We start from the raw sequence: 13,228 nt of genomic DNA, 5'->3' as shown, positions 1-13,228 counted from the left end.
CGAAGGCTCCGCGCCTCCGCCGGTTGCTCAACCCGCGCCACAAGGCGTAACAAAAACGGTCGAGGCTCTAATCGCAGCTGGATGACAGTTCAGTGGCAGGTCAGTCGAAATAATCAGTTGGCTTGAACAATCGTGTAATCTCTCCATCCCGGCAGGTCTGGTTCCGGAGGAAAGAAGGAGCCGTATGACCGTTTGAGTGCAAAATGACGCTCAATGGCTTTGCTCCTTTCAACCTTTGCCGCATCCGGGGTCAAGTCGAGCTAAAACACCACCTCACGAGAGCTCTGGTCGGCGGCGCCAGCCTGAAGGCGGCGGACTTTCTCGGCATCGCCGAAGCCTATCGAAATATCTCGTAGCATCCAAAGCCTATCGGGCGCTTCGGATAGGCTGTGCTGCAGCGGGAATCCTTGCAAAGGGCGCATTGCTTCTCATATTCCGGCGACGGGCTTGGAAATGCCGTCAAAGCATCGTATTGAGCCGCCTCCAAATCACCGGTCGTTTCCGCGGCCGCGCAAGGCTTTGCCAGGATAAACTATGGAAACCGTACTGATCGTCGTCCACCTCATGGTCGTGCTCGCTCTTGTCGGCGTGGTGCTGCTGCAGCGCTCCGAAGGCGGCGGCCTCGGCATCGGCGGCGGATCGGGCTTCATGACCGCGCGCGGCGCCGCCAACGCGCTGACGCGGGCGACGGCGATCCTAGCGGCGGCTTTCTTCGCCACTTCGCTGACGTTGTCCATCGTCGCCCGTTACGGCGAAAAGCCGATCGACATTCTCGATCGTGTGCCTGCGACGAACGGCGCGGGCGGCGGCGTGCTCAACCAGTTGCCTGGCACCACGGCGCCAACGCCACCTTCCGACAATACGGCGCCAACGCCGCCTTCCGGCAATGATGCCGCAGCCCCGGCTCCCGCTACACCACCCGCAGCGGGATCGACTACGCCGCCGGCTACAAACGGCGTCACCCTGCCAGTAACGCCGCAGGTTCCAAACCAGTAATCGGCAGTGTCCGGCGCCGCGATCTGTTGTTGTTTGAACACATTGGTCCGACGGCCAGGGTCATTTGGTCATTTAGGATTTAGGACACGTGAGTCCGGCGCCAGCTAGTACGACGCTTTGATTGGGGACGCCGGCGGTGTCGAGAACTCCGTTTCTGGTGCGGAGGACGTGCATAGAGCCAACGCCGGGCGCTTAGTTCGGCATCGAAGACGAAGGCGACGCTGAAGCACGCGGTACATGTAGCTGCGAAATAAGAGTTCCAGTTGGGGCCGGAGCCGGACCGAATAGCTTCGAGGCTCGGATTTTGTTAAGCGGACCGTCACATCCTTCGTGCCTCAGCGTGAACTGACCTATGCCGTCATTCGCCTATAGCCTCAGCTCTTCCAGAGTGAGGGAGTTTAGCTTCTTGCCACGGGTGCGCTTCAGCTCGGGGTTTTTCAGCTCATCGAGCATCACGAACTTTCCATCACGGAACACATGCCACTTCCGGATGGCGCTCAGCGACACCGTTCCCCCGTTCGTCTTGCTGAAGTGCTTCTTTTTGGTCTGCACAATTTCCATGGCGGGCTGGAACGGCCGACCGTGTGACGGCTCGATCCGCTTGCCGTCCATATAGAAGCCGTCCCCTCACGGATTACGGCTTCCCCGTCGGGAATACCGGCATACTTCGCGGGGCGAGACAGGACCAAATACAGCTTTTCGCCCACCGGCGGGTGGATGCCTTCCTTGTAGTCGATGAATTTAGCTGCGGGAGCAGCGGGCTTTGCTGTCTGTTTCTGAAGCGGGGTAAGCGCCCGCACCAGTATCTGTGACTTGGTATCGTCGGGGCTCTTCCAAAGCCCCTCAATCAGTCTCACGGCATCAGCGGTGAGGCCTGCAAGTGTCGCTGTTGGACAGCTTATAGATATCACCGATATATTCCGACGCGGCCTTCACGCCGACGGGCTGAGCCTTTCTGCCTAGCCGGTGTCCGGCCAGATGCCATGGCATTTTGCCAATCTGCATTGGCAGTCGGCCGCGGCCGGGAGCAGACTTGCGGGCTCGATGGACATGACATAGTCGATCCCATGACTATATTAACGGGGGCTCACCGGACCCTCCTCTGCCCGGTTCAAGCCCGGATTGATGTTGGAGAAAAAATTGGCCTCGCAGCCTCCCGTCACGCCTGGAGACAGGGCCGAAGCCGCAGCGACAAAACCGTTGCGCGCCGATGCGCAGCGCAACCGCGATGCGCTGATCGAGGTCGCCGCGGTGGCCTTTGCGGCACATGGCGTCGATGCCTCGCTGGAGGAGATCGCGCGCCAGGCCGGCGTCGGCGCCGGCACGCTCTACCGGCATTTTCCGACGCGCGAGCATCTGGTCGAGGTGGTCTACCGGCGCGAAGTGGAAGGCCTGTGCGCGGCCGCCGACGAGCTCGCCCTGCACCATCCGCCCGACGTCGCGCTCGAACAATGGATGCAGCGCTTCGTCGACTACATCGCCACCAAGCGCGGGCTGGCCACGAGCCTGCGCATCCTGCTCTCGACCAATTCCACGCTGTTCTCGGATACGTCAGGCCGGGTGTCGCTGGTCTTGCGGCGGCTGGTCGACGCCGCCGTCGCCGACGGCTCGATCCGCGGCGACGTCGACAGTTCCGACGTGCTGCACGCATTGGGCGGCATCTATTCGGCGCCCGACAGCCAGGACTGGCACGACCGCTCGCGCCGGCTGGTGTCGCTGCTGATGGACGGGCTGCGGTTTGGGGCGACGAAGGGTAGTGGGTAAAGGCTGGGCCGCCGAAGGCGCGGCGCTAGAACGAAGTCGGCTTTGCGCCCGAGAAAGACCCGCTGCGCGGGATGGGCGCGCGCTGTGAGGTAGAGGGCGCAAGCCGGCCGGCTTCGGATCTTGATCGGAAAAAGCGGACAGCCGGCCAACCGCCACTTCCATTCTACTCTACCTCGCATGGGGGCGCGTGGCGGGAGATTATGCCAGTTTTGTTGCTAACATCGTTTTGTCATCAAACACTGTGTTAGGAAGAAACGGTGCGGTGCCTTACGCTGAATTCCTCGCCGAACTTGATCGTGCTGGACTCAGTGTGCGCAGTTTTGCCGAGTTGATTGGTATGAACCCCAATTCGGTGACCAACTATGCCGGCCGGGGCGAACTGCCGCAGCACATCGCGCTCGTCGCCGTGCTGTGGCTGAAATGGCGGAGTGCGGGTCGACTATCGAAACGCAATTGCCAAGGTCGCACCAACCAAGAAGCCGCGCGGCGCGACCCGTTGCGGCCATTTCGGCGGCGACCGGCAGGCCAGCCTGGATTTGCAGTCGTGAGCGGGCGGAGGGATCACGCTCGTGACTGATTGGCTGGCGCGACTCGAACCCTTCGGCGCTGATCGGCAGGCGCTGCATACGCTCGACTCCATGCTTGTGGTACCTCCCTTAAACTCCTAGGCCTTTATTGGAATTCAAATTCCTGGGTATTTGTGGCATTACGGCTTGGGGCGAGAAGATCGCATGACCGCAGCAGCGGCAGGCGCACATCTAGGGGGAGCGATTGCCGCGAATATTTGACAACATTGAAACCGGCTTGCTTCCGGCTTTGCGTCAGACGCTTGAAGTCTCGGCGCGAGGTGATTTTTGCGTGGGCTACTTCAATCTGCGCGGGTGGAAGTCGATTGACGATCTGATTTCTGCTTGGCCTGGCGGCGAAGGCGATCAGTGTCGGCTGCTGGTCGGGATGCAACGTCTCCCGCAAGAGGAATTACGGATCGAACTCGGCGCTACCAAGGAAGAACATGCGCTCGATAACCAAACTGCGCTTCGCCTGAAAAGGAAGCTGGCAGAAGAATTCCGCGTTCAATTGACCCTTGGCATGCCAAACAACGCCGACGAGGCGGGGTTGCGCCGCCTTACTGCCCAACTCAAGGCGAAACAGGTGTCGGTTCGCCTTTTTTTGAAACACCCGCTTCATGCAAAGCTTTACCTGCTGTTCAGGCCAGATGCGAACAACCCGATTACCGGCTTTTTAGGAAGCAGCAATCTGACCCTCTCCGGCCTCGCGAAGCAAGGCGAATTGAATGTCGATGTCCTCGACCATGACGCAACATCAAAGCTGGCGAAGTGGTTCGACGACCGTTGGTCGGATCGCTGGTGCATCGATATCACCGAAGAACTGATCCAGGTCATTGAGGAAAGTTGGGCGCGCGAAGAGACACTCGACCCCTACATGATCTACGTGAAGATGGCCTACCATCTTGCGCAGGAAGCACGTGCTGGCCTGAACGAGTTTCGAATTCCCTCTGAGTTCGGCAACCGGCTCTTCGCCTATCAGGAAGCTGCGGTCAAAATCGCGGCTCATCACTTGAACAAGCGCGGTGGCGTTCTGATCGGCGATGTCGTTGGCCTCGGCAAAACGCTGATGGCCACGGCCTTGGCGAAAATATTCCAGGACGATCATTTCACTGAGACGTTGATCATCTGCCCGAAGAACCTCGTGAAGATGTGGGAGGACTATGTTTCCGAGTATCGGCTGATCGCCAAAGTTCTTTCGGTGACACGTGCCACCCGTGAACTGCCCGAGCTTCGTCGCTATCGCGTCGTGCTTATCGACGAAAGCCACAACCTACGGAACCGGGAAGGGCGAAGATATCGAGCGATCCAGGAATATCTCACGGAAAACGAAAGCCGCTGCATCCTCCTGTCCGCCACGCCCTACAACAAAACCTACGGCGACCTTTCAAGCCAGTTGCGGCTCTTTGTTCCCGAAGATCGAGACATCGGTGTCAGACCGGAACGATTGCTTCAAGACATCGGTGAAACGGAATTCATAAGGCGCCACCAATGTCCCGTCCGATCTTTGGCGGCCTTCGAAAAGAGTACCTATACGGATGACTGGCGCGAATTGATGCGCCTCTACATGGTCCGACGCACGCGCACGTTCATTCAGGACAATTATGCCCAGACCGACCCGGCCAACGGTCGGAAATTCCTGACGTTCGAAGACGGATCTCGCTCGTACTTCCCCGAACGTGTGCCGCGCACGCTGCGGTTCAACATCAATGACAAGGACACGACCGATCAGTATGCGAGCCTTTACGCTGCGCCGGTTGTAGATGCGATCAACCAGATGCATCTGCCGCGCTACGGCCTCGGGAACTATGTCGCGCCCAGACCACACAAGCCGCCGACGCCGAATGAGGCGAAGCAGCTCGATGACCTTTCGCGGGCTGGTAAGCGCCTCATGGGGTTCTGCCGTACCAACCTCTTCAAACGGCTGGAAAGCAGCGGTGAGGCGTTTCAGCAATCACTAGAGCGCCACGTCCTCCGGAACTACATCTTTCTGCACGCTATCGAGAACGATCTTCCTCTGCCACTCGGCACGCAGGACGCCGGACTTTTGGACACCGCGAACTATGACGAGGATATCGACGATCAGAGCGCCGACGCCGAACTCTTTGCGGAGGGCGAGGACGAGAATACGCAGAATTCCGAGACGCTTGATCTGCGCGACGAGGCAGCTTTTCGGGAGCGGGCGGCGGAGACTTATCGTTTGTATGCCGGCCAGTTCAAGCGGCGGTTCAAGTGGCTCCGGCCCGATCTATTCGTCGCGCAGTTGAAGAAGGATCTGGCGACCGATAGCACTCGACTTTTAAAGATTCTCCACGAATGCGGCGACTGGGACCATGCGAAAGATACCAAGCTCACCGCGCTGATCGAATTGCTGACCAAGAAGCATCCAAAAGAGAAAGTCCTGGTCTTCTCCCAGTTTGCAGACACGGTTCGCTACCTTGAGCGGCGCCTGAAGGGCGCGGGTCTCAAGGCAATGGCGGCTGTCTCCGGGGAAACGTCGGACCCAACCAGCGTTGCCTGGCGGTTCAGCCCAGGCAGTAACAACAAGCGCGACAAGATCCAACCCGAAGTGGAATTGCGCGTCCTGATCGCAACTGACGTGCTCAGCGAAGGCCAGAACCTTCAGGATGGCGCGATCTTGGTGAACTACGATCTGCCTTGGGCGATCATTCGCCTTATCCAGCGTGCGGGCCGTGTGGATCGTATCGGGCAGAAGGCCGAGAAAATCCTCTGCTATTCGTTCCTACCGGCCGATGGTGTGGAGCGCTTGATCCAATTGCGCTCGCGCGTCCGCCAGCGCTTGAAGGAAAACGCGGAAGTCGTCGGAACCGACGAGGCGTTCTTCGAGGACGAAGGCGAACGTCAGGAGCTTGTCGATCTCTACAATGAGAACGCGGGGATTCTCGACGGCGAGGCCGATACCGAGGTCGATCTTGCATCCTATGCCTACCAGATATGGAAAAACGCGATTGATGCGAACCCGGCGCTGCAGAAGGCCGTCCCGGAGCTTCCATCGGTTGTATATTCAACGAAGGCATATACGCCTCAGGATGGGCGCCCCGCGGGAGCGCTCGTGTATTTGCGGACCGCCCAAGGCAACGACGCTCTCGCGTGGGTGGACAAAGATGGCGCCAGCGTCACCCAATCTCAGTTCGAAATCCTAAAAGTCGCGGCGTGTGAGCCGAATACCCCCGCATTGGCGCGGCAAGAAGAACATCACACAATGGTTGCCAAGGGCGTCGAGCACATCGCCGCCGAAGAAAAGCAGGTCGGCGGGCAACTCGGCCGCCCTTCGGGCGCGCGCTTCCGAACCTACGAGCGGCTCAAGCGCCACGCCGACAAGGTGAAGGGTACATTGTTCGATTTGCGTGAGCTCGGCAAAGCTATCGAGGAGATTTACCGTTTCCCGCTCCGCCAATCGGCGACAGACACTTTGAACCGCCAGATGAAGACGGGGGTCAGCGACGATAAGCTGGCCGAACTGGCTTTGGCGCTACGAGAGGAGGATCGGCTCTGCCTGGTCCAGGATGAAGAACAATCCGGCGAACCGCAGATCATCTGCTCGTTGGGGCTTGCGCGTCTAACGGCGTGATGAAGGGGACGGGGATGGACTTCAACGCCGGGAATGCCAGAACGCTGCTGGAACAATTCGAGTTCGCGAAGCTCTTCATCGAGGAACTGGGATGGGATCGACACGCTGCCGACCTCTCGATTCCCAGCGCGGGCACGACATTTGCGCTGCGAGCAGTCGCCGAGAAGCGCGGGATGGTTGCCTGGGTCTGCCAGGCGCCTGCCGGGCAGCAAATCCCCGATCGCGCCATGCGAAGGAAGATCGAGACCCAAGTCGCAAAGACGACGCTTGAGCACCTCATCATCTTCACCGACGCGAAACGCGCGGAGCAGATCTGGTGCTGGGCGCGGCGCGAGGCCGGCAAACCCGCCTCGGTTCCCGAGCACTTTTGGTATGCGTCATCGGGCAATCGCGGCTTCCTGCAAAAGCTGGAAGCGATCGCGTTCTCACTCGCCGAGGAGAACGCCCTTACGCTGGTTGATGTCACGGCGCGGGCTCGCGCCGCCTTCGATGTCGAACGCGTCACAAAGCGTTTCTACGACCAGTTCACAAAGGAACATATCGCGTTCCTCAGCTTCATCAGCGGCATCACCGAGGTGGCGGACAAGGAATGGTATGCCTCGCTGATGCTCAACCGCTTGATGTTCATTTACTTCATGCAGCGGAAGGGGTTTTTGAACGGCGAGCGGGACTATTTGCGCGACCGGCTTGCGCGCTGCCAGCGGGAAAAAGGACAGGACAAGTTCTATTCCTTCTACCGCTATTTCTTGCTGCGCCTATTCCATGAAGGGCTTGGCGGCAAGGCGCGGAACCCGGAACTCGATAAGCTCCTCGGCCGCATCCCCTATCTGAACGGCGGCCTGTTCGAAAAACACCCGATCGAGGAGCGCTGCCCGGACATCAAGATTCCGGACGAAGCCTTCACACGCATCTTCGCCTATTTCGACCGCTATCAATGGCATCTCGACGAACGGCCGCTGCGCAACGACAACGAGATCAATCCGGACGTTCTCGGCTACATCTTCGAGAAATACATCAACCAGAAGCAGATGGGCGCCTACTACACAAAGGAGGACATCACCGAGTACATTTCGAAGAGCACGGTGATCCCCTTCCTGTTCGATGCCGCCAAGGCAAAATGCAAGGTGGCCTTTGAGAACCCGGGCGGGCCGACGATCTGGGATCACCTGCGCGACGATCCGGACCGCTATATCTACACCGCCGTCAAGCACGGCGTAGAACACGCGATCCCGCCCGAGATCGCGGCTGGCATCGAAGACGTTTCGGCGCGCTCGCAATGGAACCAGAAGGCGCCCGCCGACTTCGCCTTGCCTACGGAAATCTGGCGCGAGGTCGTGGCGCGACGCACCCGCCATGCGGAAATCCGCGCAAAACTGGCGGCGGGCGAGATCCGCGACGTCAATGATCTCATCACGCTCAATGTCGACATACGACAATTCGCCCAGGACGTGATCGAGCGCTGCGAAGGCCCGGACCTGCTGCGCGCCTTCTGGAAGGCGATCGAGGCCGTCACGGTTCTTGATCCCACCTGCGGCTCAGGCGCATTCCTGTTCGCCGCGCTTAACATCCTCGAACCGCTCTACGAGACCTGTCTCGATCGGATGGAGGCCTTTGTAGCCGATCTTGAGCGCTCGGCCGAAGGCCACGCACCGAAGAAGTTCGAGGATTTCAAAGCTACGCTGGCTAAGGTCAGCGCGCACCCGAACGCCCGCTACTTCACGCTGAAGAGCATCATCCTGAACAATCTCTTCGGTGTCGATATTATGGAAGAGGCGGTCGAGATCTGTAAGCTCCGCTTGTTCCTGAAACTTGCGGCACAAGTCGATCCCGATCAGAAGCACGAAAACCTCGGCATCGAACCGCTGCCGGACATCGATTTCAATATCCGCGCCGGCAACACGCTGGTCGGCTACGCAACTTATGGCGACGTGAAAAGAGCGCTGACGAGCAAGCTTGACCTTGACAACGCCGTGGGCCGCATCACCCGAAGCGCTGCCGATCTTCAGCAAGCGTCCGACGCCTTTCGCGCGCGCCAGATGGAGGGGGATGGCTCGGTCCCGCCCGCGGATAAGGCAAGGCTTCGCGAGCGGCTCAAGCATTTGGAGGAAGAACTCAACCGCCAGCTTGCTGTCGAATACGGAGTGAGTACCGACACCCCCGCTTATTCGAAGTGGCTTAAGAGCCACGAACCCTTCCATTGGTTTATTGAATTTTACGGCATCATGCAGGGCGGCGGCTTTGATGTCGTTATCGGAAACCCGCCCTACATAGAATTGCTAGAGGTAAGGGCTTACGCCGCTAGGGGTTATGAATGCGAGGGATGCGGGAATTTATACGCACTCGTACTTGAGAGATGCGGCCATTTGATTAGTGCGAGCGGCCGCCAAGGATTCATTGTTCCGGTTTCCTCCGTCTCGACCGACCGCTACTACCCTCTCCAAAAATATCTTACGAGCTACGACCTGTATTTCAGCAATTATGACGACAGACCTTCTCGACTGTTCGATGGACTCGAGCACATCCGCTTAACCATACACATCCTGGGAATCCGGTCCAATTCCCCGACGATCTACGCGACGCGCTATCAAAAGTGGTTCTCGGAAGAGAGACCACATCTATTTGGCATGCTGGCGTACGCTAGGTCGTCGCTGACGCTGGTGCCCAAGAGCATGGCGAAGATTGGCTCTGAACGTGACGTAGAGGTCGCTGAGCATCTTGCCCACCAGAAGACCCCAATCGCCAAGTATTTCGTGAGGGGCGGCAGTGGCTGCGTACTGTATTCAAGAAAGGTAGGATACTTTCTTCAGGTCCTGAACTTCACACCAAAGGTCTTGGACGGAAATGGTAACGAGAGACCGCCATCCGAATTCAAGCGGATAACGTTTACAAACTCCCGGCTAGCCAGTTTGGCACTGGCCTGCCTCAATTCTAATTTGTTCTATTGGTTTGTCACAGTCACTTCCGATTGTCGGCATCTCAACAAGCGGGAGGTTGAGGCGCTTCCAATGCACTTGGAAGCGTTGGCCAGCTCCCCGTATTCCGATCAGATAATCGATACGGTCGTATCACTGATGGATGATTTGCAGGAAAGGTCTGTGACCAGGTCGATGCGGTTTAAGCATGATACTCTTCGAATTCAGTTCATTTACCCGAAGAAGAGTAAAGCGATAATTGATCAACTCGATCGTCAGCTCGGGTCCTATCTTGAACTATCTCCGAAGCAGGTCGACTATTTGGTGAACTACGACGCAAAATTCCGAATGGGCGCGGCCGATGACCTTGCAGGCGAGGGTGAATGAAGGTCGCAGTCCTGGCCTGGGGTTCCCTTGTGAGAAGCGTGGCGATCTGGCCGTAGCCGCGGAGTTTGAGCCAAACGGTCCGCGTTTGCCGATCGAATTCAGCAGGGTCTCCCGTGGCGGGCGTCTAACGCTCGTGATCGACGAAGCCTTCGGCGCGTCCTGCTCTACCTATATCGCCGCAGGCGCGCCATTGGCGATCTCGATGCGGCCATCGAGAACCTCCGCCTCCGTGAAGGCATGCCAAGCGCGAAAGGTGTCGGATTTGTCGATGTCGCCTCTGGTAGGCACGGTGACAGAGCCATGGAACGTCACCCGCAAGCTGTCACGGCGATCAAGACCTGGGCGCAGGCAAACAGCTTTGATGCGGCAATATGGACAGCGCTCGCTACTAATTTCCATGAACCCGACAAAGTAGCCGAGCCGTTTTCGGTGGAAACTGCGATCCGCTATCTCGAAGCGCTCTATGCGCCAAAGCTCGACGCCGGCCGGTGTCGTCGAATTAGAGCGCGACCGGCTCAAATGAGTCGGCAATTAAGGGGTGGTCAAATAGGATTGCTACTTTCAATAGTGCCGGTCGTTCGAATTCCTGCCGACAAATTGGTTGCGAAGGATGCCGACGGAGTGAACGCCGTCATTACCTCGGCGGAGATCGAGGCGTTCGCCGCGCGCATGATCGCGAGCGGGAAGGTGAGGTGACCAAGGTTGATGATGTCTATGCCCTGAAGGTCAATCTTGCAGGGCTCCGGTGAGCTATAGATCGAACACATCGTCCCTCACCGGGTCGAGTAGATCGGGCCGGTTGTTTCTCGGGTTTCATCGGCGCATTCCTGGAGGACCTCGAGACACTGCGGTCCGCCTCAGTGAGCACCCGGAATCTCCGCCTCACGGCCATTCGGTCTTTCTTCAGATATGCATCGTTCGAGGAGCCGGCCCATAGCGCCCAGATTCAACGCGTGCTCGCGATCCCGAGCAAGCGATGCGACAAGCGACAGCTTCAGTTTCTCACCAGGCCCGAGATTGAAGCGATCCTGTCCTGCCCGGATCGCAGCACATGGCTGGGACGGCGTGATCACACTTTGCTCTTGCTGGCCGCGCAAACGGGGTTGCGGGTCTCGGAGATCATCGATCTCGACCGGGACTCGGTGATGCTGGGGCACGGTGCCCACGTGCGATGCGTTGGCAAGGGCCGCAAGGAGCGAAGTACGCCGCTCACCAAGGTTGCACAGCAAGCCCTTCGGGGTTGGCTCAACGAGCCCAGGAAGCGGGGCGCAACGGCTCTCTTTCCGAACATGCACGGCGGCAAGTTGAGCGCCGACGGTGTGCAGGCGCTGCTGAACAAATATGTCGCCAAAGCTCGTGAACATTGCGTCCCCCTCCGCTCGAAGCGGGTGTCGCCCCATGTTTTGAGGCACAGCGCTGCCATGGAGCTGCTGCAGGCGGGCGTCGATTGTTCGGTCATCGCCCTATGGCTCGGCCATGAGGCGATGGAAACGACGCTGACCTATCTTCACGCACATCTTGAGCTGAAGGAATCCGCACTTGGCAAGCTGAAGCCATACGAACGCGCAAAGGCCGAACGATTTCGGCCAAACGACCGACTTCTTGAATTCCTGAACGCCCTTTGAGCATGAGAACTATGCCGAGTGTCAACGACCGGTTCCTGGTCGAAATGGCGGGCAAAGCGCTTCATACCTCCATGATCGGAAGAGGCGCTCGGCATAGTTCGGCGGTCGGCATAAACCGCGAAGATGAACGGCGTCGATTCGTTCGCCTGGCTCGCCTAGACTCTTCAGCGCACCGCCGCCGGGATGGGCCGCTGGCGTCGGCAGACGGAGGCAACCGATTTTGGCCAGTCGTCCAGGTCCTGTGGCGGTGGCGGCATCGTGCTCGGCGGAGACTCAGGCCGGGCGGCGGGCCTGACGAGCTGCGCCATCTGCTTGAAGTCCTACACGCCCAGTGTGCCGCCGGCACGCGCCTTCGATCTGTGCATCGCAAGCCGCCTATTGCTTTTTGTAACGACCATCACGCTGCGCGATAGGTGAGGTAGACGGACCAGATACCGAGCGCGACCGACAATACCCCGAGGCAAAGGGAGATCACCGCCACCCGCGCCGGGACGCGCACCGACGGATTGGATGCGTGGTAGTACCAGAAGATGTGCTGCCACCACTTTGCGGGAACGATGTTCGCGCTGTCTATCCTACCGCCAAGCGCCACGCCCAACTGTCTGCGTAGGAACTCGTCCACCCAGATCACAGGCCTCGTGTCGTCAGCCAAGCCTCGGACCACCGCGTACACGGCTTTGCCATCGTTTTTTATCCGAACGACGGTACCGTTGGGTGTGCCATTCCGATGCTTCTTTGGGATCCGGACGGTGTCGGCAAATACCTCGTCCAGCTTCGCTTCTTCGACCGTCAGATTCATGCTTCCCTCCGCTTGGCCAGCACACTCAATTGTGCGGCTCCTAATGGCCGTTGCCCTTTGACGCATCCGCCGGCGCGGTGCCGGCGGCACGCTCCAAATCTACCATTTTCTTGACCAGGGCCAGCAGATCGCGCTTGGTGCCGTGCGGCAAAGACACGACCTGTCGCGCGAGTTCCACGGTGTCGCGCGCTTCCTCCGGCGTGCGGCCCCATAGATGCGGGGCAGCGCTGAACAGCATTTCCATCGGCATGAATCCGAGGATTTCGCACAGGTGGATCATGCGCGTGACGTGCATTTTTGAGAATGCGCGTTCATAGCGGCCATAAACCTGCATCGAAAGGCCAAGCAAGGGCGCGAGCTCGGCGCGCGTTAGGTCCTTGTCCTCGCGCGCCTTGCGAATGAACTGAGCTACTCTTTCATCGATCTCGCCGAGTGTTTTGATGCCTTCAAACCCCGGCCGGCGGAAAACAGGCTTGTCGATCTCAGGATCGATCGTCTCAACCAATTCCATCTTGTTTTTATAGGCGTCCATATCGTTAGCCACGTCCTCTCCCTTCTTGCCTTTTTCCAGTCGCGGGCAGGGCGAC

The 13,228-nt window shown here is 58.9% G+C and carries 11 protein-coding genes; 8 read left to right on the top strand and 3 right to left on the bottom strand.

All coding sequences use genetic code 11. From position 1 onward, the window contains the following. The first annotated feature begins 203 nt into the window (after positions 1-203). Together NKI49_RS19200 and secG are read left to right on the top strand one after the other, a co-directional pair. A complete protein-coding gene (locus NKI49_RS19200) occupies positions 204-356 on the top strand; it encodes a hypothetical protein (protein ID WP_352606528.1) in 153 nt (50 codons plus the stop codon). Between the two features lie 178 nt (positions 357-534). Then, a complete protein-coding gene (gene secG, locus NKI49_RS19195; RefSeq protein ID WP_352606520.1) occupies positions 535-996 on the top strand; it encodes a preprotein translocase subunit SecG in 462 nt (153 codons plus the stop codon). A 366-nt stretch (positions 997-1,362) separates the two neighbouring features. Here the strand turns inward: secG and NKI49_RS19190 are convergent, their stop codons facing one another. Further along, positions 1,363-1,608, bottom strand: a complete 246-nt coding sequence (locus NKI49_RS19190) for a hypothetical protein (protein ID WP_352606518.1) — start codon at positions 1,606-1,608, stop codon at positions 1,363-1,365. A 513-nt stretch (positions 1,609-2,121) separates the two neighbouring features. Between NKI49_RS19190 and NKI49_RS19185 the strand changes: the two genes are divergently transcribed. From NKI49_RS19185 to NKI49_RS19160, 6 genes are all read left to right on the top strand, one after another. Further along, positions 2,122-2,760, top strand: coding sequence for a TetR/AcrR family transcriptional regulator (locus NKI49_RS19185; RefSeq protein WP_502899599.1), 639 nt, complete (start codon positions 2,122-2,124; stop codon positions 2,758-2,760). 187 nt (positions 2,761-2,947) lie between these two features. Beyond that, on the top strand, positions 2,948-3,337 hold the full coding sequence (locus NKI49_RS19180; RefSeq protein ID WP_352606514.1) for a hypothetical protein: 390 nt from the start codon (positions 2,948-2,950) through the stop codon (positions 3,335-3,337). A 194-nt stretch (positions 3,338-3,531) separates the two neighbouring features. Next, the gene (locus tag NKI49_RS19175) at positions 3,532-6,918 is read left to right on the top strand and encodes a helicase-related protein (RefSeq protein ID WP_352606512.1); all 3,387 of its coding nucleotides are present in this window, start codon (positions 3,532-3,534) and stop codon (positions 6,916-6,918) included. A 14-nt stretch (positions 6,919-6,932) separates the two neighbouring features. Beyond that, positions 6,933-10,217, top strand: coding sequence for an Eco57I restriction-modification methylase domain-containing protein (locus NKI49_RS19170; protein WP_352606510.1), 3,285 nt, complete (start codon positions 6,933-6,935; stop codon positions 10,215-10,217). A gap of 300 nt (positions 10,218-10,517) precedes the next feature. Continuing rightward, a complete protein-coding gene (locus NKI49_RS19165) occupies positions 10,518-10,913 on the top strand; it encodes a hypothetical protein (RefSeq protein ID WP_352606508.1) in 396 nt (131 codons plus the stop codon). 257 nt (positions 10,914-11,170) lie between these two features. Further along, on the top strand, positions 11,171-11,842 hold the full coding sequence (locus tag NKI49_RS19160) for a tyrosine-type recombinase/integrase (protein WP_352606506.1): 672 nt from the start codon (positions 11,171-11,173) through the stop codon (positions 11,840-11,842). Between the two features lie 397 nt (positions 11,843-12,239). Here the strand turns inward: NKI49_RS19160 and NKI49_RS19155 are convergent, their stop codons facing one another. Further along, the gene (locus NKI49_RS19155; RefSeq protein WP_352606504.1) at positions 12,240-12,641 is read right to left on the bottom strand and encodes a hypothetical protein; all 402 of its coding nucleotides are present in this window, start codon (positions 12,639-12,641) and stop codon (positions 12,240-12,242) included. A gap of 40 nt (positions 12,642-12,681) precedes the next feature. After that, a complete protein-coding gene (locus NKI49_RS19150) occupies positions 12,682-13,185 on the bottom strand; it encodes a helix-turn-helix transcriptional regulator (protein ID WP_352606502.1) in 504 nt (167 codons plus the stop codon). Between the last annotated feature and the right edge of the window lie 43 nt (positions 13,186-13,228).

The sequence above is a fragment of the Mesorhizobium sp. M0587 genome, from assembly GCF_040320945.1.
Taxonomy (GTDB): domain Bacteria; phylum Pseudomonadota; class Alphaproteobacteria; order Rhizobiales; family Rhizobiaceae; genus Mesorhizobium.
Note: the sequence above shows the minus strand (reverse complement) of the source record. Positions and strands in the feature narration are given on the sequence as shown.

Coding starts and splice junctions, on each gene's coding strand:
- NKI49_RS19165 (WP_352606508.1), top strand. CDS start 10,518: ATGGAACGTCACCCGCAAGCTGTCACGGCGATCAAGACCTGGGCGCAG.
- NKI49_RS19190 (WP_352606518.1), bottom strand. CDS start 1,608: ATGGACGGCAAGCGGATCGAGCCGTCACACGGTCGGCCGTTCCAGCCC.
- NKI49_RS19200 (WP_352606528.1), top strand. CDS start 204: ATGACGCTCAATGGCTTTGCTCCTTTCAACCTTTGCCGCATCCGGGGT.
- NKI49_RS19185 (WP_502899599.1), top strand. CDS start 2,122: ATGTTGGAGAAAAAATTGGCCTCGCAGCCTCCCGTCACGCCTGGAGAC.
- secG (WP_352606520.1), top strand. CDS start 535: ATGGAAACCGTACTGATCGTCGTCCACCTCATGGTCGTGCTCGCTCTT.
- NKI49_RS19155 (WP_352606504.1), bottom strand. CDS start 12,641: ATGAATCTGACGGTCGAAGAAGCGAAGCTGGACGAGGTATTTGCCGAC.
- NKI49_RS19170 (WP_352606510.1), top strand. CDS start 6,933: ATGGACTTCAACGCCGGGAATGCCAGAACGCTGCTGGAACAATTCGAG.